A 22,052-nucleotide genomic window follows, 5' to 3' on the forward strand; every position below is an offset into this window, starting at 1 on the left:
TATGGATGAATTTGAAGAAAAACTCAAGAAATATGAGTACGTGGATAAAGAGGGAAATAAAGAAAACTCTTTCGAGATTGAGGAGTTTGTTGCATTTGGTGAGCAGGAAGAGTTTGTGAGGATTCCCAAAGAGAGAATTGGAGTAGTTATTGGTAAAAAAGGTGAGACAAAGAAAAAGATTGAAGATGCTACAAAGACAAAAATAGAGATTGATAGTAACACAGGGGAGGTGTTTATTACATCTACAGAAAAGACGGATGATCCTTTGGCAGTATGGAAGGCTAGAGATATAGTTCTTGCTATTGGAAGAGGATTTTCTCCAAAACGAGCGTTTAGGCTTTTAAATGAAGGGGAAGTACTTGAGGTAGTTGATTTAACCGATGTCATTGTAGGGAATGAGAAAAATGCCCTTCCAAGAGTTAGGGGAAGGATCATTGGAAGAAAGGGGAGAACTAGGGAGATCATAGAGGAGATGAGTGGCACAGATATAAGTGTTTATGGAAAGACAGTTGCAATTATTGGAAATCCAATCCAAGTCCAGATAGCAAAAACTGCGATTGAAAAACTTGTCAAAGGTTCTCCCCATGGAACCGTTTACAAGTATCTAGAAAGAAGAAAGAAAGACTTAGAGCTCGAAGGAGGTATGTATTATGGCGAATTCTGAGGCAAATAAGCTGTTTAAGGAATTTAAAATACAGAGTGTCAGTGAGTTCTTTAGAAGAAATGCTGCAATGTTGGGTTACACTGGAAAAGTGCGTTCTTTTACGACCTTAATCCACGAGGCTGTGACAAATTCTTTGGATGCCTGTGAGGAAGCTGGAATACTACCATACGTTAGAGTTGAGATAGAAGAACTTGGTTCAGAACACTACAAAATAATCGTAGAAGATAATGGGCCTGGAATTCCAGAGAAATTTATTGCACACGTTTTTGGTAAAATGCTAGCTGGTACAAAGGCTCATAGAAACATTCAAAGCAGGGGACAGCAAGGTATTGGTATTAGTGGAGCAGTTATGTTTGCTCAAATTACAAGTGGGAAAGCTACTAGAGTTATCACTTCCACAGGTGGGGAAGATATCATTGAGGCTTGGGTAGGTATTGATGTAGAGAAGAATGAGGGAAAAATTTTCAAGAAGATAAAACACTCAAATCCAACTGGTTGGAGAGGTACAAGAATAGAGATGGAGGTTAAAGATGTTCGTTATATTCGATCTAAACAGGGCCCCTACTGGTATTTAAAGCTCACTGCTATAGCTAATCCCCATGCGCATATTGAACTTATAGAACCTGATGGGAAGCTGATAGTTTTCCCAAGAAGTAGTGATAAGGTTCCAGAACCTCCGGAAGAAATGAAGCCACATCCCAAAGGTGTTATGACTGATGACATATACAGGATGGCTAAAAGGACTACGAGAACTACTGTAAGGACTCTCCTTATAGGAGGATTTTCAAGAATAAGTGACAAGAAAATCGATGAATTAGTGAGGTATATAACTGCTTTGAGGCTTATAAAGAGCGAAGAAGAGCAGAGTGTCAGAGAACAACTTCTAAAAAGACTTACTGAAGGAGAGGTAGATAGGATAATAGCCAGTTTTGGAAAGAAAGGGAAGAAGGTTCTTAAAGATGTCAGAAAGATCATGGAAAAACCTCCAAAAAAACTCACTTGGCATGAAGCAGAGGAGATCGTTGAAGCATTTAAATATATGAACTTTTTAGCGCCTCCTACTCATGGACTTCGACCAATTGGAGAGGAAAATATAGAAAGAGGACTTACTGGAATTTTAAGGCCTGAATTTGTGACTGCTGTGAGTAGATCACCAAAGGTTTATCGTGGTGGTATTCCATTCCAAATTGAAGTTGGACTTGCCTTTGGTGGGGAGTTAAGCAGTGGCTTTGATCTCTTAAGGTATGCAAACAGAGTTCCCTTATTATTTGATGCAGGTTCATGTGTGATAACTTCCGCAGCAAGGAGTATTGATTGGAAGCGTTATAGGGTAGATGATATAGATAGAACTCCATTAGTGCTTTTAGTGAACGTGATCAGTGTTCATGTCCCATATACATCAACTGGAAAACAAAGTGTTGCAAATGAAGAGGAAATCTATGAAGAGATAAGACTTGCAGTAATGGAAGCAGCGAGGAGACTTGCAAAGTACTTGGGTGGAAAACACCGCAAGCTCTACCAAGTTAAAAGAAGAAAGACTTTTGAAAAGTATGTGCCGGAGGTTTCAAAAGCCTTGAGCGTACTTACTGGCATGTCTGAAGAGGAGATTAAAGAAATGCTGATCACGATGATTGAGAAAAAATTTGAAACAATAGAAGAACAAGCCGTGGAGGCTGAGGGAAATGCTTAAACGCGAGAAACCAAAAGAGAGGTTTAGCTATGATCCTAAGAAAGTCCTCAAACAACTTGAGAATTTTGGAAGAAGAGTACTCGAAGAAATAGCTGCAGGAAGGAATCCATTCATAGACGTTCCTACTAGAGGACTTAGCAATGTATACTTTGATGAAAGAGATCGTTTGATTAAAATGGGGAATAAAACGTCAAGAAGATATCTCTTTCACGTAGCACATGCAAGGAAGTTTATGCAGACTCTTTTAATAGCAGCTTACATAAAAAGACTCGTAAGTGAGGGTAAACACGCAAGCTTGAGAGAAGCCTATTATGCAAACAAGCACACCATTCCTGGAACTAAAGAAAACACATTTGAGGATCAGAGTGAAAGTGATCCCGTTATAGAGGATTTAGAGAGAATGTTTGGAGTTCTTAGAGAAGAAATGCACATAACAGCAGATAGAAGAGGATACATTTATGGAGACATCGTTATTAGGGATGGAGAAGACGAGTTTAATGCCTCGAAGCTTGGTATGGGTGGATGGGCAGTTCCTGGGACTGTTGAGCACATAGAATTTCCGGAGATTAATGTTGATTATGTACTTGTAGTAGAGACAGCAGCTATGGCAGATAGGCTAATTGAAGAAAAATATCCAAAGAAGGAGAAGGCCCTAGTGGTTGCAACTCAAGGACAGGCTTCTCGTGGTGTCAGGCGTTTAATTCATAGACTTCACTACGAAGAAGGACTTCCAATAATTGTTTTCACCGATGGTGACCCTTACGGATGGTACATCTACTCCACAATAAAGCAAGGGTCAATAAATCTTGCTTATCTTAGTGAAAAGCTTGCCACTCCCGAAGCAAAATTTGTAGGAATGACTATGGATGACATAAAGCAGTATGGCCTTGAAAACGTCACAGAGAAGCTCAAAGGAATTCCACCTAATAAGAAAGGTGGACCAACTGGAGATTATAAGCGTATCATAGAAGAAATGAATTATCCTTGGTTCCAGAACAAAGAATGGCAAAGGCAACTTAAATTGGCCCTTAATTGGGGAGTGAGAATTGAGCAACAGGCTTTAGCAAATAAGAGTTTAGAATTTGTCGCTAGGGAATACCTCCCAGAGAAAATTGGTAAAGAGGAGTTACTTCCATGACTACGACGGAGGAACTTATAGCTCAGATTAATAGGGCTTTGGATGACATAAAGATAAACATGAGTAGGTTATTTGAGAATTTCGACCCCCTCTATTTAGCTTTTAATTTAAATAGAAATCTAACAATCCTCAAAGATTTTGAAGATGAACTTTCCCGTAGAGTAGGTGATACCCACTCCTACACTGGAGCACTAAGCAAGCGAGAAAGAGATCCACACATTCGTAGGATCTTTCTAAGAAATCATTATCGGATGCTTACCCTTGAAAGACTCAGGACTGCCATAACAGGACATAAAATTGCCCTTGCTACAATAGCCTCTCATTATACCTTTTACAGGGGCAAAAAAGAGGTAGATATCAGAAATATCACGAGCAAAAAAGAATTGGAAGAATTAAAGGTGGTTGAGAAGCCTATAAAGCTTGGGAGACTTGAGATTCTGCCGTATCTTGCTTATTCGGGAGATGTGCTTAAGATTCTTGGCCAACAGGATAACAAAGTGAGAGATACTTTTAAGGAAATAAAGGCAAAACTTAAAGAGAAGGGCCAGGTTAGGAAAAAAGGAATAAGAATAGAAGTAGAGTATTGGCAAGGAGGCAGGCTGAAGAAAGAGCGTTTAGAGTTGCCTATAGATGCAGACATAGATAGTGAACTGAGAAAGAGATTTGGAAAGAAATATAGGTGGAGAGTTTTAAGTTACGTCAAGACTAAAGGGGTTTTAATTAACAGTCATTATACTGTTGATAACATTGCATTAGCATATGCTTCTTGTTATCCAGGCAAAGGAGTTGAATTTCTTGCTCTCGACTTTTTCAAGTACTACTATATTACATCCGAGAAAGAGAGGGAGGCTATTGGCATATATCCGCAGATGAAACCATGTATTGACTGTCACTATTCGATTTTCGATGCTCCATTCATGAATGAACCGGAATTTAGGACAGGATTTGGAAGCATGTTAATCATCAAAAAATGCGAGATTGAAAAGCTCTTAAGTGGGAAAAGAAGTGAAATATCAAATATCCCGAATTATCTTCTGGGAGGAGTTGTGCTTTACGGTATTAGTTCATTTGATGAGAAAAAAATCAGTAACCTCCTTGGAATTGATGAAAACGACTTGAGAGAGGCTATAGAAAAGTTTGTACTTTCTGGACTTCACATGTCCCTTTTTGAGGATACAAGTAGATTTGAGAGATTCATGCCTAAGAGTGATAAGGCAAAACAGTTTTTGGAGTTGCTCCAAGGGTGAGTGGGATGAAGGTAGAGATAAAAGCGAGAAATAATGAAGAGCTATTGAGAAAGATAGATGAGATGCTAAGTAGGGATGCAACTGAAGTTTACATAAATCTCAGACCAACTAAGATAATCTTAGTAAAGATATTAGAAAAGGCCCCTAACGTGAAAGTAATTAAGTGCCCTCCAAGTCTTTATCCAAAAGTCTCTAAAAAGATTGTAAAGGCTCTCAGCCAAATGGGTATAAAGTTAGTTCCAGCAAATCATTCCCGAGGACGACCCAAAAAGTATGATGTTAGTACTTTGAAATTAATTGAAGAGCTGATAAAAAAAGGAAAGACTCCAAAAGAGATAAGTGAAGAGCTTGGTATTCCGTTAAGAACAGTTTATTACATAATTAATGGGCGATAAGAAATGAGACGAATACTGCCGTTTGTGTTAATATTACTTCTTTTCGCCGTGTTATTCAGGGCTACTGTGGAACATGGACAAAGCTCGTTTAATATTGAGATTTTATACCTTGCATGGGCCGCCTTCTTTTTTGGGGTTCTTGGATATGCAGTATGGTTTCTCTTTGAAAAAGGAGTTCCAATAATGCCAGTAAAAAAACGGAGAAAGACTAAGGGGGACTACTTGAGAGAGCTCCTTATAATCCTTGCGATTGTGATCGCCCTTAGGGCACTTTTCAGCAAAAGGATAGAACCTTATAGAGGAGTAAGGGCCCCAATAATAAAGTACCCAAAATTCCACTTCTTTAATGATACGTTTACAGTAACTTATGAACCTCTTCCAGATTATGCATATTTTGCTCCACTTTTTGTGTTTATTATTATCATAATGTTTCTTTTTTTACAACAAAGAAAAAAACCGCAAAAAATAGAGATTGCTAAGTTTGATCCTGAAGTGACTTTTGAATCAATTGAAGGCACTCCTGAGGAGAGAATCATTAAAATGTACAAAAATGTTGTTGCAGGCCTTATAAAAAGAGGATACCCTTATCAGAAAAGCTGGACTCATTGGGAACATGAGGACAAATTAAGGGACATTTTTGAAGATTTGGAGGATCTGGATAAGATTACAAGAGTATTCGAAAAAGCAAAGTATGGTTACAAACTTAGCAAAGAAGAAATCGAAATTGCTAAGGAGAGCTATGAAAACCTGATGCGATTCTTGAGATAAGTTTAAAAGAAATCTTTAGGTTCTCCTACTGGTGGTGAGAAAATGTTCGAAACTCAAGAAGAGCTCCCTGAAATTAGGGAGAGACTTCATAGGGTGGGCATAACTAACTTGCGAACAATTGCGAGGATAAACTGGAAAGGAAAACTTTACACATTCATCCCGACTTTTGAAATAACTATAGATGTGCCTGAGGAGAAAAAGGGTATCCACATGAGCCGCCTTGTTGAAAGCATCACCGAGACAATGAGTGAGGCAGTGGAGGAAGAAGTAAAAGAAGCACACACTTCATTAGAGGAGCTTGGACTTGCCATAATCCACCGTTTGGAACAAAAACATCCTCACAAAAGGGCTGAGGTATGGGTTAAAACTCAATTAATTATGGAAAGACAAACTCCTGCGAGTAAGAAGATAAGTCTTGAAGCTTACGATGTTGAAGTGGGAGTAATAAAGGAGCTCAAAAATGTGGAAAAAGTCTTAAAAGTGACAGTAATCGGTAATACTGCTTGTCCCCATGCCATGGCAAATAACCAAGGAAAAACACATATCCAAAGGGCAATTGCTACTTTAGAGATAAGAACTAATTATGGAGAGGAGATAGCACTGGAAGATATGATAGACCTTGTAGAGAGCTCTTTCAGTTCCCCAACGTACACATTGTTAAAAACAATCGATGAGAATGCAGTGGTTCAGAATATGTACTCTAACCCAAAATTCGTGGAAGATGTGGCTAGAGAGATCATTTTCAAGGCAAAACAAAAGTTTAAAGGGAGAATTCACGTAAAGGTCGTAAGCCATGAGAGTATTCATCGACATGACGTAATTGCAGAAACTTGGTATTAAGTTCTCTCATTTTAAATTATTAAAAGAAGAGAAAATCAAAGGAGCATTCTTGCGTCGACTGCAACTGCACTGTCCTCGTAGGCAAATATTGGGTTGATATCTAACTCTTTGATCTCGGGAAGCTCGAGAGCAAGTTCTCCAACCTTTGTAATAATTTCAGCAAGACCTTCAATGTTGACTGGTTTTTCACCTCTTGCTCCAGCAAGTATTGGGTATGCTTTGATTTCTTTTATCATTTCAAGGGCTTCATCCTTACTTATTGGTGCAACTCTAAAGCTGACATCTTTGAGAATCTCGACAAAGATTCCACCAAGACCAAACATGATTGCTGGACCAAATTGTGGATCTCGTATCATACCAACAATGACTTCTTTTCCAAGTGGGAGCATCTTATAAACAATTACTCCCCAAAGGTCTGCATCTGGTTTGTAGTTCTTGGCATTTTCCATGATGGTTCTGAAAGCCTCCCTGGCTTCATCATCATTCTTTATGTTAACTTTAACACCACCAGCATCACTCTTGTGGATGATCTGAGGAGAGACAATTTTCATAACAACAGGATAGCCAATTTCTCTTGCAAATTGCACAGCCTCTTCTTCATTTGTAGCGACTTTGAAGTCGGGAACAGGAACACCATATAGTTGGAGAATCTCCTTTGCCTCTGGTTCCACTAGTGCTCTATTCTCAGCCTTTGCCTTTTCGATTATTTCTCTAGCTTTTGCAACTCTATCCATATCTACCACCTCGATTATAATGATGACAGTTTCAGTTATGTTGACAATATTAAAAGTCTTTCCATTTCAAATCAGGTTGAAGCTGTCGATTGGTATAAATAGAAGGGACTCTTATATATAACTGGTGAAAGAACATGAAACGAAAAGTTATTGGAGGAATTCTGTTGAGTTTTATCATTTTAGCCATGGTGATTTTCCACCAAACCCGTGCAGAGGAAGACCAGACAAGCATTGCTCTTTATGATTCTGCAAAAATTGGGGTTGTAGAAAAAACACTTCAAGTAGAACTTAAGGAAGGGATAAATGAAGTCCCATTAGATGTTCTGGAAGGACTTAACGTTGAGGAGGTTACTTTAAAGCCTCTTGATGAGAAAGTGAAAGTTCTTGGGATTATAAGTAAGGAACTGAAAGGAAAAGATCTAATTGAGGCCAACATTGGAAAAGAGATAACAATAAAGCTTAAAAGTGGAGAAACAATAAGCGGAAAATTTTTGGGATATAAAGATGGTAAACTAGCGATTCAAGGAAATGCATACTATTTAGTAGAACCAGCTGAAGTGGCATATATGAAAATGGCCTCCCTTGGAGAAGAGAGCAAATCAAACGTCTATGCAATAATAAACGCTGAAGAGGAAGGAAAATATTTCTTCAAGCTCATTTACAGAGTGGGGGGAATTGGTTGGAATTCGAGGTATAAGCTTTACCTAAGCGATAAGGCAGCTCTTTATGGGTATATTCTAATTGACAATCCTACAAACAAAAGTTTTGAAAACACCGAAGTGCTTTTGGTATCTGGAGAGGTTCAGTTTTATCAGCCTCCACAGGTGATTGTTGAGAGGTACTATGTAGCAGAGGCAGCAATAGGAAAGGAAGTACCTCAAGAGCCAATCCAACAGACAAAAATAGAAGCTTTCTATCTTTACAAACTAGGTACAGTGGATATAGGAGCTTTTGAGAAAAAGATGATTCCTTATATTTACCAAGAAAGCGAGTATACTAAGGAATATCTTTATGAGAGTTATCCTTATGGTGGTAATCAAGACATCTACGAAATTGTATCTCTAAAAACTAAAGAAGTCCTTCCTAGGGGTATTGTAGAAATATACAAAGAGCTGGAAGACAAAAACGTTCTGATTGGGGAGCAGGTGATAGATCACACACCAAAAGGCGACATTTTGAGACTTAAGCTTGGTAGAGATATCGACTTAAAAGGTAAAACAGAGGTTCTAGAAGAGAGGCATGGAGAGCGTTATGGATATTATAAGATCAGGGTTACAGTGGAAAACTTTGGAGAAGAGAGTAAAGAGGTAATTGTGAGACATTACAAGTGGCGTGGAAAAATACTTGAAAGCTCTGTAAGTCCAGTAAGTGAAACAGCCAACTACGTAGAGTTCAAAATAACAGTTAATCCAGGAGAAAAGAAGGAGATAATCTTTGAATACGAGGTTAGCTATTAAAGTTTCCTTAGAAGAACCTCGTAGCTTTTATCTTCTTTTACTATTTCTAGCACGAGACTCTTTTCATAGTCCAAAAATCGGGTTCCTTTTAGTGTATACCCTTCTTCTCGCAAATGATTCATTACACTGAGGCCTAGCTCTCCAAAAAGCTCAGCTGCCATCGTGGCAAAACTTGGTTCTTTTATTCCTAATTCACTATGATACTTTTTAGCTAATTCAAAAACATCTGCCATATCACCACCCCAAGAGTAATTAGTCTTCAAGACTTTAAGCTCTTTCGATTTCTAGAAAAGTTATGAAGTGGCGGGCCGGACGGGATTCGAACCCGCGACCGCCGGGTTAAAAGCCCGGCGCTCTAACCAGGCTGAGCTACCGGCCCTCGATAAGTTAGAGATTGTGATGCTCTTATAAAGTTTTTGGTCAATTTTTAGTAAATCAAGAGAGGATTCTTAGATAAAACATCTATACGCATGTTCTGGAATCCTACATATATTAAAACCATAGAAGTTATAAACCATGCTCCTTCTTTTTCCAAGGGAGGGTTAAGAATGAGAAAAGGTCCAGTCTTCTTGGGTAAGGCTCACCTTCATTGGTGTGAAGAGTGTAATGTCCCACTAATAAGTGAGAAGTGTGACATTCATGGTAGAGGGTTCAGGTTAGATCTTACACCACCGGCAGATGTTAGATTTGCTTTTAAAAAAGATATAGAGTTTATTAAACGAGAGTTTAAGCAGCATTATGGTGTGAATATAGGTGAGATAATTGATGGAAAAATACTCCTTCTTAACAAAACTCCGGGAGAAGATGATGTGTATGAGATAATTTTTGATGGATATATTTTTGGGTGGCTTAGATTTGATCCATTGGAGCTTAAGTGGAAACCCGGACTTAAAGTTGAAGGAGCAATAGCTCTCTGGAAACATTTTGGAAAGAAAATGAAAAAATGGGTTATCGTGGATAAGGGTGCGAAGAATCCAATAAAAAGAGGTGCAAATGTTCTTCCAGTAGGAGTTATTGAAGCAGAGAGCAGTATCAAGATTGGAGATGACGTGATTGTAGTTAGTGAGGATGGGGAGGTAATCGCAACGGGAATTGCAAAAAAAGCTTATGAAAAGCTGATCGATAAGGAAGAAAGAGGTACGGGAATAAAAACAAGACATCAAAAGATCGTTAACTATAGAGAAGGTAAAAGGGCGAAAATGGAAGATGTGATAGTGGCCAACAAATCTGCCTTGGAAAACAAAGTCAATGAGGCCAGGCGATTTATGCGAAAGACTGTTGGGAATATAAATAGGCCAATAGCAGTCGCTTTTAGTGGCGGTAAGGACAGCTTGGCAGTCCTAGGTCTCATGCTTGAAGAATTTGGTGAAGACTTCGCTATTTTCTTCAATAATACGGGGATAGAATTCCCTGAAACTATTGAGTATATAGAAAAGATAAAGAGAAAGTTAGAAGGAAAGAAAATAAAGTTTATCGTTGCAGATGCAAAGGATGCTTTTTGGTCTGCCATGAGTGTTTTTTCGCCCCCTGGAAGGGATTATCGGTGGTGTTGTAAGGTCACAAAACTAGGTCCAATAACCCTTACAATAAAAAGATATTACCCTAATGGAGTATTGATGTTTGTAGGGCAGAGGAAATACGAGAGTATACAGCGTTATAAACAACCTCGAGTCTGGAGAAATCCATGGGTACCAAATGAAATTGGAGCATCCCCTATATTTCACTGGAATGCTCTTGAGGTCTGGCTTTACATATTCTCACGTAACTTAGAATACAATCCACTGTATGAAAACAGACTGGATAGAATTGGTTGCTTCATGTGCCCAAGTTCATCTTTGGCCGAATTTCAGACTTTAAAAGAAGAAAAATGGGAACTCTGGGAAAAGTGGGAAAAAGAATTGAAAAAATGGAAAGAACGCTTTGGAATGCCAGAAGAATGGATAACACATGGGTTCTGGAGATGGAAAGAACTTACTAAGGGACAAAAAGCTGTTGCAAGAGAACTTGGAGTTAAGATTCCTGAAAAAAGGAGCTGGGAGCCAATAAGATATAGCATGGAACGGGAAAATGAGACAGTTATTCTTAAAATTAACACTAAGATTCTCCTTGGTAGGATAAAGGAAGTTGCGCCAATACTTGGAGAGGTGACTGAAGAAAAAGGCCTCATAAGAGTTGATGAAATAGTTTTTACAGAGAGGGAGGTTACGACAAAGAGTGAAAATGAAGCCCTACAAGCGTACTACCTAATAAAGAGGGCTTATGAATGTGTTGGCTGTGGTGTATGTGTTGGAAAATGTCCAGAAAATGCTTTAAGCATAAATACATATACAAGAAAGATAGAAGTCGATGGGGAAAGATGCATTCACTGTCGGGAGTGTATGGAGGTATGTCCATTATTAAAAATAAAAAACCCACAAGAAGGAAGTCAGCTTTAATATTGATTTTGTTCATCTTCCTATTTTCGAAATTTGTGACTTCACAATCTGAGTATGAATACACAATAAATAGTTATCTTCTTTACTTTGATATAGTGGATGAATTAAAGGTTAAGGAGACAATAGAAGTCGTCATCTCTCCAAACGCTCCTCTTTCTAGATATACATTTTATTCAGAGTATTCAATTGAAAATCCTGAGGCTATAATTGAGATAAATGGAAAAACTCAAATAGCAAACGTTAGTGTGTCTAAAATCATAGGAGACATAAATGCAATTTATATTGAGTTTCCAGAAGTTTCCCCTGGCGACCAGTTAAAAATACGAATAAGCTTTTATTCAGAAGGAATGCTTCAGACGATCAATGGTAAAAAACAGTTTTCATATTATGTGAAATTCAATCAACCTGTAGGATACTTTTATGCAAGACTGTATATTCCTAAGGGATATGCAATTCTTTCTCCTATTGTCCCATCTCCTGACAAAGTTGAGAGTAGTGGAAATGCATTAGTATTAGAGTGGAAAAAACAGGAAGTTCGGGCAGGGGAGGAATTTTATTTTATCACTGGCTTTTCCGGGGAGGTAAGTAATGAATTCCCAATGCTCTACTTTGTAGTTCCTGTCTTAATAGCGTTTGTTGGAGGTTTTCTTGCAGGAATTCTCTACAAAGGAAGGGAAAAGAGTACAGTTGATCTAAGATCAGATGAAGAAAAGGTTATTGGGATTCTCAGAGAGGGCCCGATGTATCAGAGTGAGCTTGTTAAGAGACTGGGCTTCTCAAAGGCAAAAGTCAGTCTTTTGTTGAAAGATATGGAGAAAAAAGGACTGATAGAAAGAATTAAGGAAGGAAGAACTTATCTTGTTAAACTAAAAGAAATGTGAACCTTTATAAAGTGAGTTACACCCTTAAGGAACGAGGTGGGAAAATGGAAGAGTATTTTATTTGTCCTGAGTGTGGAAGTGAGGAAGTTGAAGTAATTAAAGAGCGAGGAAGGGAATTAACCCTCAGATGTGTTGAGTGTTCTTATGTATGGCAAATAACGCTAAGTAAGACAATCAAAGTGCCTGTAATAGTGAGCAAACATGAAAGAAGCTTTAAGAGAACTGCGGAATTGCCGGCTGATGAAGAAATAAGAATTGGAGATATAGTAGAGCTTGATGATGACGAGATCAGAATAACGGGTATTGAGCTTGAAGATAACAAGAGAGTTGAAAAAGCAGAAATAAAAGAAGTAAAGGTACTATGGGGAGAGAGTTTGACTTATCCTAAGGTTATTGGAGTCTCGATATACTTCCCTAAAGGCATTACACAGTCATTTAAAGTTAAGGTCAATAGGGAAGATGAATTTGCAGTAGGAGAAGTGCTTGAAGTTGGTGGACAGACTTTTAGGATAGAGAAGATAAAGATTGAAGGCAAAATGCTTAGATATGGGAAGGCAAAGGCAGATGAGATTGTTAGAATAATGGGACGGCCAATAAGGGGTAAAGCAAGTAGAAGCTTGAAGATTTATAAAGGGTATGGAAGAGAATGATTTTCCACAAACTTAAAATTCTTTTCTACAAATTTTTCTTTAGTGAGTGTTATGAATGAGGACGACCTTTACAGAAAATGGATGAGACTTGTTGAAAATCTTGAAAGAGGGAGGCTTATTAAAGATACAAGAGTTAAGAGAGCATTTCTTCGGGTTCCAAGGTATAAATTCGTATCTGACCGTTATAAGGAGTATGCCCATGTGGATGAACCCCTTCCAATACCTGCTGGCCAAACTATTAGTGCTCCCCATATGGTGGCTATAATGTTAGAGCTAGCAGAGCTTGATGAGGGGATGAATGTTCTTGAAGTTGGGGCTGGGAGTGGATGGAATGCTGCCTTGATTTATGAGCTTGTTAAAAAGGAAGTTTATACTATCGAAAGAATTCCTGAACTTGTGGAGTTTGCGAATAGGAATCTTGAGCAGGCGGGATATAAAAATAAAGTTCACGTGATACTGGGAGATGGTACTAAGGGATTTCCACCAAAAGCACCATATGATAGGATCATAGTAACTGCAGGGGCTCCTAAAGTCCCCGAGCCACTGATAGAACAACTTAAAGTTGGAGGGAAGCTTTTAATTCCGGTTGGAGGGTATCATTTGTGGCAGGAGCTCCTTGAAGTCATAAAGATAAATGAGGATAATAAAGTAAAGGTAAAAAACCATGGTGGAGTGGCATTTGTTCCATTAGTGGGTGAGTACGGATGGAGGGGATAGGATGTATTTGGTAGCCTTCGATCTTGAAGGGACATTAGTAAAATCGAAGTCCAGTTGGGTTGAGCTTCATAAGAGGTTTGGCACATGGGATAAGGGTGCAGAATATGCAGAGCGGTTTTTTAAGGGAGAATTTGACTATGCCACATGGGCAAAGTTAGATGCTTCCCTGTGGAAAGGTCGAACAAGAGAAGAAATTATGGAATGGGCCAATTCTGTAGAGTATTTTGATGGAGTTGAAGAGTTGTTTAAGTTTTTGAAGGAAAATGGGTTCAAAATAGCTATAATCAGTGGAGGTCTTAAATGCCTGGCAGAGAGAATTGGGAGAGAACTTAAAGCAGACTTTGTTTATGCTAATGAACTTGTCTTTGATGATGAAGGGAAAGTTACGGGAGATGTGCTTCCTTGGGTAGATTTTAGGAATAAAGGTGATATTCTGCTTGAACTCAAAGAAAAGCTTAAACCTGATCTTACAATAGCTGTGGGAGACGGCCATAATGACATAGCTATGTTTAAAGTTGCTGATGTCAGCATAGCTATAAATCCACATGAAGGTGTTGAAGGAGATTATTTGGCAAAAGACCTTTATGAAGTAAAAAATATCATTAAAAAGCTCTTACAGGAGAGAAAGTAGGTCAGAGAAGGGCGTGTTCATCATTTTCAGCAAAGCAAAAGCTCATCATCCCTTTGCAAATAGATAAAGTATCTTGAATAACAGTACTTAGATATGACTTAAAAATTTTAATGCTTCACAAACCATTGGTTTTCAGCAATAACAACCAAAACAGATCGCCATAGAAGATTGAAATTAAGAATCCCAGAAAGAGAGCAGGTGCAAATGGCATTGCTTTTCTGATTAAAAACTCGTTTTCAAGTTTTCCTTCTTCTACAAGTCTCCTTAAAGTTTCGATATCCTCCTTGGTGAGTCCCTCAGCAGTAGGAGAAGCAATTAATTTGTTATATTCTATTTTCAGGGCCTTCATGTTCATGGTTTTTAAAGCCCTGAAGATTTTATCAAAGGAACTTTCCCTATCCCTGTGGATTTCTCCGTTTTTTTCATATATCCACTCTCCAAGAATGTCCCATTCCTTGAGTTCATCTACAGTAACTTTCTTTGTTAATACTTCGATTCGAAGAATACTTATAAGAGAGAAGAATATTTTAAATAAATAGAACATTAAGGTGATCCTTAAGTAGGTATAAATAACTTCTGGGGTATTAAACACTACCTCATAGATTAAAAGGCCAGCTCCGATAAGATCGCCAATTTTTTCAAGTTTTGCCAGTACTAATATCGTTGCTCCCCATATCAAAAGGCTAAAAAGTGAGTTTTTGAGGATTGTGAAATTTTGAGTTAGTCTAAGTATAACAAATGCCCCCGAAACCCAAAGAGCGAACTCAAATGACCTAGACCATTTCTCAACAAAGATTTTTTTCAGTTGAGAAGTCTTTTTGTCCTTTACAAGCATTGCCAGCGAATACACAAGGATGAACGGGAATATAGCTAAAATACTATTCAACAAGAGAGTTACTGCGTGGAGAGGATAAGCTATAGAGTAAGGAGGGACAATTTTTGCATATTGTGATGCATACGGAAAAAGGGCGGAATATCCCATTAAGATTACAACATCTCCGCTTGCCCATCCACCCATAAGATATAGGAGATAACCCAATAAAAAGCCACTTCCCAGGCCTATTATGCCAGAGAGTGCATAAAAGGTATCATGCTTTACCAAAAACCCTTGATACAGATAGTAAATGATTCCAAATCCTGCAATCGGAAAAACATGTTTGTCATCGATAAATCCAGTTTTGGCGTCTGTATAAGAAGTGAGAATTCCCATAATAACCCCCAGAGCTACTAAAAGAAGCTCCATTAAACCACCTCACAATGTTTCGAGAATTTTGTCTTTGATAGTGTCAACATATTCGGTAACTGAGGAATTTATGGCGCGAACGCTACTGAAGATGACTCTTATTGTGACCATAACGAGTATGAGAACTGCAGCTAGTATGAAGAGATACTCAAGCGCGCTCTGGGCTTTTCTTAACATTTCTTTCCACCTAATATATTTAGGTATCAAATGATTTAAAGCTTTTCATTTTCTGTGCAACCTTTTTAAATGCTCTCTCCTATCAGATTCGAGGTGCCATGAAAGTTTACAAACTTTATGTAAGAGATGAATATCTAGAAGTGATAAAAAACGGAGAAAAGAAGATAGAGGTTAGGGTGGCTTATCCTCAACTTAAAAATATCAAACCCAGAGATAAGATACTTTTTAATAATGAAGTTCCTGCAGAGGTAGTTTCTGTTAAGAAATATGAAACGTTTAGGCAAGTTTTGAGAGAAGAACCTTTGGAAAAAATTTTTCCCGATAAACCAAGCTTTGAACAAGCCCTAAAAAGATTCCACAATATGTATCCAAAATGGAAAGAAAATCGTTATGGAGTGATTGCGATAAAATTCCGTCTCCTTGGTCCGAGGAGGGAGTAAAGTGAGAAATTTAAAATTTGATGGTAAATATAAAGATCTTATTCTCAATGGGAAAAAGAGGAGCACAATAAGAATAGGGCGGAAAATTAACTTGGCTCCAGGAGATGAAGTTCTTATCCATTCTGGAGGATACGTCATTGGAAAGGCTAAAATAAAACGAGTTGAAAGAAAAAAAGTTTGTGAGTTGACGGATGAAGATGCCAAGATTGATGGATTTAAAACTCGGGAAGAGCTTATACATGCCCTTAAGGCCCATTATAAAAATATAACGCCTGAGACAGAAGTAACTGTTGTAGAATTTGAACTTGTTAAGATCTTGGAGACACCTATTCTTTCTGCAGACTATCCTTATGAGGGGAACAACCCAATAGAGATAGCAGAAAACGCGCTAAGATATCTTGATAACCTAACATTTGAAGAAATTGCATTGTTAAAATTGTTTCTTCATTCGGGAAGTCTCAGAAAAGCAGCCTATAAGCTTGGTGGGCTTGATAAAAGATATAGAATCCGAGAGGTTCTACGAAAGGCTTATGAGGAGCTTAAAAAGAGAGGTTTTATGGCTCCAAAATTATGATCTTTCATTATTTTGATTGAATCTTGAAACATTTGACAATATATACCTTAAAATTTTTACTTCCAATTAATTCAGAAAGACTTTTCTTGAAATCCTCAAGCTCTGCTACGCTATGAAATTCTAGAGGTACTATGAAGTCATATTCCCCATAAGTTAAACTTCCTTTAAACGGTAATTTTTCTAAAACGGTAGTTTTTACACCCCAGATGAGAAGTATTGCCTTGATGTCTATCCCTCCACAATGAAGTCATATTTTCAATAGTTTTTGATTCTATAAAAATATTTTTTAGTATTTTTTGTTTAGATGTCTGAATTTGATAATTGAGTTGATGATATTCTGTCATTTTTTCAACATCTGTTTGATAGGTGGGACAGAGCTTTGGTATCTTCTGCACTAGAGAATTTTTAAACTAAAAAACTAACTTATACCGGTGATAAGCATGATACGAGCAGTATTTTTTGATTTCGTTGGGACTTTGCTCAGCAAGGAATACGAAGACATAACTCATCAAAATATAATAAAGGAAGTCCTTAATAAAAGTAAAGCGGAAAATATAGATGTTCTAAAGTTTTGGGAGGAATATGAGGAACGCACAAGGGAGAAGTTCAAAGAATATGCTGGGATGCCATACAAACCTCTCAGAATGATAGAAGAAGAAATTTTGAGAGCGTTGCTAGAAAAACATGGTCTGGAATTTTCTCCTGATTTTTGGGAGATTCATTTAAGGATGCACCAAAAGTATGGAAAACTTTATGATGAAGTTGTTGAAACTCTTGAAACGCTAAAGAGAGAGGGATATTATGTTGGTATTATCACAGATTCTGATAATGATTATCTAAAAGCACAGCTTGAATCCCTTGGGATCATTCATTTATTTGATGGTATAACTACAAGTGAGGAAGCTGGATTCTATAAGCCTCATCCCAGGATATTTGAAGTTGCATTGAAAAAAGCTGGGATTAGAGGTGAAGAGGCCATATATGTAGGGGACAACCCATTAAAGGATTGTGTTGGTGCCAGACAAGTTGAGATGCTGAGTATTCTCCTTGATAAAAAAGGAGAAAGAAAAGAGGCATGGAAGGAATGTGAGTTTGTAATCAGTGATTTAAGGGAGATATTAGTAATAATTGAGGAGTTAAACGCTGACTCTCTGCCCTAAAGGACAAGGTTTGAAAAAAGAAAAATAGGGTCAGTAACGGCAGGGATCTTCACAAATCCGCTAGCGAAATTTTCATCATCCCGTTTTCTCTTTAGCTTAACCTTTTCTTGGCTTCCCAGAGCCGTTGAAAGACAGTTATCCAAGCTAAAATTGCTACTGTGTAAACTCCTATATCTACTCTATTAAATAAGGCCGTGATGATTAGTATAAGCAGTCTCTCAGCCCGTTCTGCTATTCCAACAGCAAGGTTACCACTTCCAGCTAATTCTGCTCTACATCTCTCGTAGCTTACTAAGTAAGATCCGATTAATGCAATGACTATAACCTCCCATTCGACCAAGTTTCCATAACCAATTCCAAATAAAACTGCAGCATCGCTTAGCCTATCAAACGTTGAATCCAAAAATGCACCAAAACGAGAGGTTTTTCCTGTCAATCTTGCCAACGTTCCATCTAAAGCGTCTATAAGAGATCCAAATAGGAGTATGAGAGCAGCGTTTCTTTGGAAACCCTGAGCAAAAAAGTAAGCACCCAAAAGGGAAATAACAAGTCCAATAAATGTAAGTTGGTTTGGGGTGAGTCCGAGTTTTGCTAATGGCTTTACGATAATTTCTAAGTAGGTCTTAATGCTAGAGCGGTATTTATTTAACATTGTTCATCTCCCTCCAGAGAGATTACTCTTTTTCCTCTCTCTTGAGGGATTATCTTGACTTTAGCATCTTTGAAGTCCTTTCTTAGACCTTTTCCTTCAAGTAATCTGTCTAAAAATACTGCTAATGCTGCAACTTCGCTGTGTGGTTGATTTCCAACGGCAACGTTATAATGAGCTATTTCATAAACCTCTCTAGGAACTTTCTCAGCTCCTACCACGATTAGCATGTTTTCTCCTTTCTTCAAATTTTCCCTTATTCTTGGGAGTGCATCATCTATATGGATTCCATACATAGTTAGGTGGACTATTTTTCCTTTCCATTCTCGTAGAAGTTGTCTCCAGTGTGGGTCAAACTCAATTTCAAATGGACCCCCCCATCTCTTTATAACATCTACAACACTCTCGTAAACATGTTCGTCTTTCTCCGCTGCTATTATTATCTTATCTGCTCCGAAAGCTCTTGCAGTTAGGGCTACGTGAGTTGTTATCCGTTTGTCTCGTTCTGGCCTGTGTCCAAGTCTAAGAATTGCTATCATTTGTACACCTCCTTCAGGATGTCCCAATATTCTTTAAAGTCTTCTGGCCATGGTTTGTCTTTATAAAACTTATAAAGTGCGTCTATATTTTTAGCAAGATTCTTAGGGGTGGTTTTTTGAAAGATAAGATTTAATTCTTTTTCGGGGGCTGAGGCGAAGAGGAAAAGTGTGAATATACGCTCGTTTTTGTTCATATCTACAAGCACCATTGGGAGTCTTGGTCTTAATAATGGCGAGAGTTTATTCTCCACTATTCCCCTTAAATCATTCTCAATATTAGCAAGATATTCTGGAGTTAGATCTATATGCTCATGACCCCTCATTTCTTCGGGAGCGTGGGCCACTAGGTTATAAGGTCCTTGAGTTAGCATCTGATAGATTTTTGGAAAGTAAGGAGTTGCTAAATACTCTTCTCTACTCCCAAAGAATCCTCTTTTAAAGTCAATAACATACCATTTTCCTCCAGAGTAAAACTCAGAGATTGGATTCTCTGTGCAATCACTTCCATTATACAGTGAAACAACCCTAGCGGGAATGTTAAGGGCTCTTAAGGTTCCTGTAAATAGTAGTGTGGCTTCTTCATGGCTTATTTCTTTCTTGGAAAGAATAACACTGGGGTTTAGTGAGGTAGTCTGGTTTCCTAAGGAATATTTGACTGTTATTAGGTTGTATACTCGTTGAGCAGCCTCTATTTCTGACTTAGCTCCTTCTACAGTAGGTAAAGCAATGTTTCTCAAAACCTCCATCTCTACAGCTGAGGAGGAATTAAACTTTTCTTTCCAATAGCCGTCAACAAGATATTGGAGTTCAATCCAGTAATATTCTTCTCCGTATGCACGTTTAAGTGTCTCTTTATCATACTTCCAAGGTGTCCAAACTATTTTTAGAAATCTATTTTTGAATTCTCTTTTTTCCTGATTGCCCTCATTATACGTTATTGAAATGGTTATATACCCTGTTTTAGGCATGTAGGGGGTTTTGAGTGTGTATATTGCTTTAAGTTGTTCTCCGGGGGGTATATTCTCGGGGATATCGGAACTTTTCACGATTTCCATACCTTCTAAAAGGTCAAAGGTTATTTCTTTGATCGTCACTGGAGCATTTCCAAGGTTTTCAAATAGTATTTCAAGTTGAAACTCCTTACCTCCTTCAACTTCTGTGGGGGAAACTATTGCAGTATTTAAGATTCCTAATAGTGGTATCTCACTCTCTTTTTCAACTATGTTCATGATAAATTCTTTATAGAATCCACCCCACGTTCTTTGCAGTTCGTCGATTACTTCAACAGATGCTTTAAGGATATATCTACTTGGATTTTCAGGAGCTTTTATTATCCAAATAAACTCTCTACTTTCTCCAACCTTTAAAGGAGTATTAAAATTTGGAGCTTGAAGGATTTTAAACCCAGGATTGCTTAGGTATAGGTTTACCCCAGTTATTGCAACCTTTCCAGTATTGTTAATCCTCACAATTAAATGAAAAACATCCCCCTCCTTCACAACGCTTTTGTCCACTGTGATATCAACTTTAGCTGGTTCTTTAACTAAACACCCGGAAAAGATTACCAAAAAGATGATGGTAAGTGGGATGAGCTTTAGATAATTCATGTTTCTCCCCAAAGTTCTTTTAAGGATGAACCTTAATAATTTTTAGGTGGTCAGAATGATAACTCTAACCACAGACTTTGGCATTAAAGGTCCGTATGTTGGGGAAATGAAAGGGGCAATTTTAACGATAAATCCCGAAGCAATGATAATTGATATCACTCATTCAATAACCAGACATAGTATTCTTGAGGGATCTTTTGTGATGGAACAGGTTGTAAAGTATTTTCCACCAAGCACAATTCACATAGGAGTTATTGATCCAGGTGTTGGAACAGAAAGAAGGGCCATAATAGTGGAAGGGGATCAATTTTTAGTCCTTCCAGACAACGGGCTTGCTACTCTTCCTCTTAAGTGGATAAAACCAAAAGCAGCATATGAGATAAATCTCAAAAAGATAGAAGGGATTATTGGGAGACCTATAAGCTCAACTTTTCATGGAAGGGATGTCTTTGGCCCAGCTGGAGCATTGCTTGATCTAGGATATGAGCCCTCTAGGCTTGGGAAGGAACTTGACCTTGAAAGAATAATCAAACTTGACATAGAACCAAAGAAAAAGGATAATTTTTGGATCTTGAAAGTAATTTATGTAGATGATTTTGGGAATGTTATCCTTAACCTTGAGGATTACGAAAAGCCAGAATATATAAAAATCTTAGGAAAAGAAATTCTTTATCTTGAAACGTATGGAAAGGTCAAACCAGGAGAACTTTTGGCCCTTCCTGGAAGTCATGACTATCTGGAGATAGCTGTAAATCAAGGTTCAGCTGCTGAATTGTTGGAATTGAGGGTGGGGGATGAAGTGGAAGTAGAGCTGGTATATAAGGAGGGATAAAAATGAGGGGTCTTTTTGTTGGTAGATTTCAACCTGTCCATAATGGCCATCTCAAAGCGTTGGAATACGTCTTTGAACAAGTAGAAGAGGTTATAATTGGTATCGGAAGTGCCCAAGTAAGCCACACTTTGAAGAATCCATTTACAGCAAGTGAAAGAATGGAAATGCTCATAAGGGCTCTGGACGAAAAGAACATCCCGAGAGGAAAGTACTTTCTTGTTGCTTTACCGGATATAAACTTCAATTCAATCTGGGCTCCATATGTTGAGGCTATGGTGCCAAAGTTTGATGTTGTCTTTACGGGAAATTCTCTCGTGGCACAGCTGTTTAGAGAAAGAGGGTACAAGGTTGTGGTTCAACCAATATTTAGAAAAGACATTCTTTCAGCCACTGAAATAAGGAGAAGAATGATAGAAGGAGAGCCATGGGAGGAACTAGTGCCAAAAAGTGTTGTGAAATATATTAAAGAGATAAAAGGTGTTGAGAGAATAAGAATGCTGGCTACAGATTTAGAAAAGAATGAAAAAGAACTTCAAGCACCTATTAGGATACCTGAGTTTTGAGGTAATCCCGTTAGAGGTAAC

25 protein-coding genes and 1 tRNA gene are annotated in these 22,052 nt (G+C 38.0%); 18 read left to right on the plus strand and 8 right to left on the minus strand.

The features are described 5' to 3' along the window. Nucleotide 1: 1 nt before the first annotated feature. Genes EP1X_RS03615 through EP1X_RS03645 form a run of 7 tightly spaced genes read left to right on the plus strand, consistent with a single transcriptional unit; the run spans nucleotide 2 to nucleotide 6,742 of the window. Nucleotides 2-664, plus strand: coding sequence for a KH domain-containing protein (locus EP1X_RS03615; protein ID WP_055281805.1), 663 nt, complete (start codon nucleotides 2-4; stop codon nucleotides 662-664). Beyond that, nucleotides 651-2,354 (plus strand): DNA topoisomerase VI subunit B, encoded by a 1,704-nt coding sequence (top6B, locus tag EP1X_RS03620; RefSeq protein ID WP_055281807.1) that lies wholly within the window; start codon nucleotides 651-653, stop codon nucleotides 2,352-2,354. Before EP1X_RS03615 ends, top6B begins: the two co-directional genes overlap by 14 nt. Beyond that, a complete protein-coding gene (locus EP1X_RS03625; RefSeq protein ID WP_055281809.1) occupies nucleotides 2,347-3,492 on the plus strand; it encodes a DNA topoisomerase IV subunit A in 1,146 nt (381 codons plus the stop codon). The genes top6B and EP1X_RS03625 overlap by 8 nt, the downstream gene beginning before the upstream one ends. Continuing rightward, nucleotides 3,489-4,739, plus strand: coding sequence for a DUF530 family protein (locus EP1X_RS03630; RefSeq protein ID WP_055281811.1), 1,251 nt, complete (start codon nucleotides 3,489-3,491; stop codon nucleotides 4,737-4,739). Before EP1X_RS03625 ends, EP1X_RS03630 begins: the two co-directional genes overlap by 4 nt. A gap of 5 nt (nucleotides 4,740-4,744) precedes the next feature. Further along, entirely contained in the window at nucleotides 4,745-5,134 is a 390-nt protein-coding gene (locus tag EP1X_RS03635) for a DUF1699 family protein (RefSeq protein ID WP_055281813.1), read from the plus strand. Between the two features lie 3 nt (nucleotides 5,135-5,137). Then, the gene (locus EP1X_RS03640) at nucleotides 5,138-5,902 is read left to right on the plus strand and encodes a DUF4129 domain-containing protein (protein ID WP_055281815.1); all 765 of its coding nucleotides are present in this window, start codon (nucleotides 5,138-5,140) and stop codon (nucleotides 5,900-5,902) included. A gap of 42 nt (nucleotides 5,903-5,944) precedes the next feature. Further along, nucleotides 5,945-6,742, plus strand: a complete 798-nt coding sequence (locus EP1X_RS03645) for a GTP cyclohydrolase IV (RefSeq protein WP_055281817.1) — start codon at nucleotides 5,945-5,947, stop codon at nucleotides 6,740-6,742. Nucleotides 6,743-6,777: 35 nt separating this feature from the next. On the opposite strand, the gene EP1X_RS03650 is transcribed toward EP1X_RS03645, so the two are convergent. After that, on the minus strand, nucleotides 6,778-7,476 hold the full coding sequence (locus EP1X_RS03650; RefSeq protein WP_055281819.1) for an acetate--CoA ligase family protein: 699 nt from the start codon (nucleotides 7,474-7,476) through the stop codon (nucleotides 6,778-6,780). Between the two features lie 134 nt (nucleotides 7,477-7,610). Here EP1X_RS03650 and EP1X_RS03655 point away from each other — a divergent pair, with 134 nt between their 5' ends. Beyond that, nucleotides 7,611-8,933: a DUF4139 domain-containing protein gene (locus tag EP1X_RS03655; RefSeq protein ID WP_055281821.1), complete on the plus strand. Its 1,323-nt coding sequence runs from the start codon at nucleotides 7,611-7,613 to the stop codon at nucleotides 8,931-8,933. Here the strand turns inward: EP1X_RS03655 and EP1X_RS03660 are convergent. Then, a complete protein-coding gene (locus tag EP1X_RS03660; protein WP_055281823.1) occupies nucleotides 8,930-9,166 on the minus strand; it encodes a hypothetical protein in 237 nt (78 codons plus the stop codon). The genes EP1X_RS03655 and EP1X_RS03660 overlap by 4 nt on opposite strands. A gap of 68 nt (nucleotides 9,167-9,234) precedes the next feature. Continuing rightward, nucleotides 9,235-9,312, minus strand: a tRNA-Lys gene (locus tag EP1X_RS03665). Nucleotides 9,313-9,481: 169 nt separating this feature from the next. Here EP1X_RS03665 and EP1X_RS03670 point away from each other — a divergent pair. The 5 genes from EP1X_RS03670 to EP1X_RS03690 are packed head-to-tail and all read left to right on the plus strand — an operon-like array spanning nucleotide 9,482 to nucleotide 14,247. Beyond that, on the plus strand, nucleotides 9,482-11,368 hold the full coding sequence (locus tag EP1X_RS03670) for a phosphoadenosine phosphosulfate reductase family protein (RefSeq protein ID WP_055281825.1): 1,887 nt from the start codon (nucleotides 9,482-9,484) through the stop codon (nucleotides 11,366-11,368). Continuing rightward, a complete protein-coding gene (locus tag EP1X_RS03675) occupies nucleotides 11,320-12,249 on the plus strand; it encodes a MarR family transcriptional regulator (protein WP_172672592.1) in 930 nt (309 codons plus the stop codon). The genes EP1X_RS03670 and EP1X_RS03675 overlap by 49 nt, the downstream gene beginning before the upstream one ends. A 44-nt stretch (nucleotides 12,250-12,293) precedes the next feature. Further along, the gene (locus EP1X_RS03680; RefSeq protein WP_055281827.1) at nucleotides 12,294-12,899 is read left to right on the plus strand and encodes an HVO_0476 family zinc finger protein; all 606 of its coding nucleotides are present in this window, start codon (nucleotides 12,294-12,296) and stop codon (nucleotides 12,897-12,899) included. 51 nt (nucleotides 12,900-12,950) lie between these two features. Beyond that, on the plus strand, nucleotides 12,951-13,616 hold the full coding sequence (locus EP1X_RS03685; protein WP_055281829.1) for a protein-L-isoaspartate(D-aspartate) O-methyltransferase: 666 nt from the start codon (nucleotides 12,951-12,953) through the stop codon (nucleotides 13,614-13,616). 1 nt (nucleotide 13,617) lies between these two features. Next, complete coding sequence (locus EP1X_RS03690; RefSeq protein WP_055281831.1) at nucleotides 13,618-14,247, plus strand: HAD-IB family phosphatase; 630 nt, start codon at nucleotides 13,618-13,620, stop codon at nucleotides 14,245-14,247. A 115-nt stretch (nucleotides 14,248-14,362) separates the two neighbouring features. Here the strand turns inward: EP1X_RS03690 and EP1X_RS03695 are convergent, their stop codons facing one another. Together EP1X_RS03695 and EP1X_RS09995 are read right to left on the minus strand one after the other, a co-directional pair. Continuing rightward, entirely contained in the window at nucleotides 14,363-15,490 is a 1,128-nt protein-coding gene (locus EP1X_RS03695) for an A24 family peptidase C-terminal domain-containing protein (protein WP_055281832.1), read from the minus strand. Between the two features lie 9 nt (nucleotides 15,491-15,499). Then, the gene (locus EP1X_RS09995) at nucleotides 15,500-15,667 is read right to left on the minus strand and encodes a class III signal peptide-containing protein (protein ID WP_082391457.1); all 168 of its coding nucleotides are present in this window, start codon (nucleotides 15,665-15,667) and stop codon (nucleotides 15,500-15,502) included. A 98-nt stretch (nucleotides 15,668-15,765) separates the two neighbouring features. On the opposite strand from EP1X_RS09995, the gene EP1X_RS03700 reads away from it, so the two are divergent. From EP1X_RS03700 to EP1X_RS03710, 3 genes are all read left to right on the plus strand, one after another. Further along, a complete protein-coding gene (locus tag EP1X_RS03700) occupies nucleotides 15,766-16,107 on the plus strand; it encodes an ASCH domain-containing protein (protein ID WP_055281834.1) in 342 nt (113 codons plus the stop codon). Nucleotide 16,108: 1 nt separating this feature from the next. After that, complete coding sequence (locus tag EP1X_RS03705; RefSeq protein WP_055281836.1) at nucleotides 16,109-16,681, plus strand: ASCH domain-containing protein; 573 nt, start codon at nucleotides 16,109-16,111, stop codon at nucleotides 16,679-16,681. Nucleotides 16,682-17,121: 440 nt separating this feature from the next. Further along, nucleotides 17,122-17,841 (plus strand): TIGR02253 family HAD-type hydrolase, encoded by a 720-nt coding sequence (locus tag EP1X_RS03710; protein ID WP_055281839.1) that lies wholly within the window; start codon nucleotides 17,122-17,124, stop codon nucleotides 17,839-17,841. 91 nt (nucleotides 17,842-17,932) lie between these two features. Here the strand turns inward: EP1X_RS03710 and pgsA are convergent, their stop codons facing one another. The 3 genes from pgsA to EP1X_RS03725 are packed head-to-tail and all read right to left on the minus strand — an operon-like array spanning nucleotide 17,933 to nucleotide 20,636. Beyond that, nucleotides 17,933-18,493: an archaetidylinositol phosphate synthase gene (gene pgsA / locus EP1X_RS03715; RefSeq protein WP_055281841.1), complete on the minus strand. Its 561-nt coding sequence runs from the start codon at nucleotides 18,491-18,493 to the stop codon at nucleotides 17,933-17,935. Continuing rightward, complete coding sequence (locus EP1X_RS03720) at nucleotides 18,487-19,029, minus strand: tRNA (cytidine(56)-2'-O)-methyltransferase (RefSeq protein WP_055281843.1); 543 nt, start codon at nucleotides 19,027-19,029, stop codon at nucleotides 18,487-18,489. Before EP1X_RS03720 ends, pgsA begins: the two co-directional genes overlap by 7 nt. Beyond that, nucleotides 19,026-20,636 carry a transglutaminase-like domain-containing protein gene (locus tag EP1X_RS03725; RefSeq protein ID WP_055281845.1) on the minus strand — a complete coding sequence of 537 codons (1,611 nt, stop codon included), beginning with the start codon at nucleotides 20,634-20,636 and terminating at the stop codon, nucleotides 19,026-19,028. Before EP1X_RS03725 ends, EP1X_RS03720 begins: the two co-directional genes overlap by 4 nt. A gap of 55 nt (nucleotides 20,637-20,691) precedes the next feature. On the opposite strand from EP1X_RS03725, the gene EP1X_RS03730 reads away from it, so the two are divergent. Both EP1X_RS03730 and EP1X_RS03735 read left to right on the plus strand, forming a co-directional pair. Continuing rightward, nucleotides 20,692-21,468 carry an S-adenosyl-l-methionine hydroxide adenosyltransferase family protein gene (locus EP1X_RS03730; RefSeq protein ID WP_055281847.1) on the plus strand — a complete coding sequence of 259 codons (777 nt, stop codon included), beginning with the start codon at nucleotides 20,692-20,694 and terminating at the stop codon, nucleotides 21,466-21,468. Then, complete coding sequence (locus EP1X_RS03735; RefSeq protein WP_156300703.1) at nucleotides 21,465-22,031, plus strand: nicotinamide-nucleotide adenylyltransferase; 567 nt, start codon at nucleotides 21,465-21,467, stop codon at nucleotides 22,029-22,031. Before EP1X_RS03730 ends, EP1X_RS03735 begins: the two co-directional genes overlap by 4 nt. Nucleotides 22,032-22,052 lie beyond the last annotated feature (21 nt).

The sequence above is a fragment of the Thermococcus sp. EP1 genome, assembly GCF_001317345.1.
GTDB lineage: Archaea > Methanobacteriota_B > Thermococci > Thermococcales > Thermococcaceae > Thermococcus_A.

Coding starts and splice junctions, on each gene's coding strand:
- EP1X_RS03615 (WP_055281805.1), top strand. CDS start 2: ATGGATGAATTTGAAGAAAAACTCAAGAAATATGAGTACGTGGATAAA.
- top6B (WP_055281807.1), top strand. CDS start 651: ATGGCGAATTCTGAGGCAAATAAGCTGTTTAAGGAATTTAAAATACAG.
- EP1X_RS03625 (WP_055281809.1), top strand. CDS start 2,347: ATGCTTAAACGCGAGAAACCAAAAGAGAGGTTTAGCTATGATCCTAAG.
- EP1X_RS03630 (WP_055281811.1), top strand. CDS start 3,489: ATGACTACGACGGAGGAACTTATAGCTCAGATTAATAGGGCTTTGGAT.
- EP1X_RS03635 (WP_055281813.1), top strand. CDS start 4,745: ATGAAGGTAGAGATAAAAGCGAGAAATAATGAAGAGCTATTGAGAAAG.
- EP1X_RS03640 (WP_055281815.1), top strand. CDS start 5,138: ATGAGACGAATACTGCCGTTTGTGTTAATATTACTTCTTTTCGCCGTG.
- EP1X_RS03645 (WP_055281817.1), top strand. CDS start 5,945: ATGTTCGAAACTCAAGAAGAGCTCCCTGAAATTAGGGAGAGACTTCAT.
- EP1X_RS03650 (WP_055281819.1), bottom strand. CDS start 7,476: ATGGATAGAGTTGCAAAAGCTAGAGAAATAATCGAAAAGGCAAAGGCT.
- EP1X_RS03655 (WP_055281821.1), top strand. CDS start 7,611: ATGAAACGAAAAGTTATTGGAGGAATTCTGTTGAGTTTTATCATTTTA.
- EP1X_RS03660 (WP_055281823.1), bottom strand. CDS start 9,166: ATGGCAGATGTTTTTGAATTAGCTAAAAAGTATCATAGTGAATTAGGA.
- EP1X_RS03670 (WP_055281825.1), top strand. CDS start 9,482: ATGAGAAAAGGTCCAGTCTTCTTGGGTAAGGCTCACCTTCATTGGTGT.
- EP1X_RS03675 (WP_172672592.1), top strand. CDS start 11,320: ATGTCCATTATTAAAAATAAAAAACCCACAAGAAGGAAGTCAGCTTTA.
- EP1X_RS03680 (WP_055281827.1), top strand. CDS start 12,294: ATGGAAGAGTATTTTATTTGTCCTGAGTGTGGAAGTGAGGAAGTTGAA.
- EP1X_RS03685 (WP_055281829.1), top strand. CDS start 12,951: ATGAATGAGGACGACCTTTACAGAAAATGGATGAGACTTGTTGAAAAT.
- EP1X_RS03690 (WP_055281831.1), top strand. CDS start 13,618: ATGTATTTGGTAGCCTTCGATCTTGAAGGGACATTAGTAAAATCGAAG.
- EP1X_RS03695 (WP_055281832.1), bottom strand. CDS start 15,490: ATGGAGCTTCTTTTAGTAGCTCTGGGGGTTATTATGGGAATTCTCACT.
- EP1X_RS09995 (WP_082391457.1), bottom strand. CDS start 15,667: ATGTTAAGAAAAGCCCAGAGCGCGCTTGAGTATCTCTTCATACTAGCT.
- EP1X_RS03700 (WP_055281834.1), top strand. CDS start 15,766: ATGAAAGTTTACAAACTTTATGTAAGAGATGAATATCTAGAAGTGATA.
- EP1X_RS03710 (WP_055281839.1), top strand. CDS start 17,122: ATGATACGAGCAGTATTTTTTGATTTCGTTGGGACTTTGCTCAGCAAG.
- pgsA (WP_055281841.1), bottom strand. CDS start 18,493: ATGTTAAATAAATACCGCTCTAGCATTAAGACCTACTTAGAAATTATC.
- EP1X_RS03720 (WP_055281843.1), bottom strand. CDS start 19,029: ATGATAGCAATTCTTAGACTTGGACACAGGCCAGAACGAGACAAACGG.
- EP1X_RS03725 (WP_055281845.1), bottom strand. CDS start 20,636: ATGAATTATCTAAAGCTCATCCCACTTACCATCATCTTTTTGGTAATC.
- EP1X_RS03730 (WP_055281847.1), top strand. CDS start 20,692: ATGATAACTCTAACCACAGACTTTGGCATTAAAGGTCCGTATGTTGGG.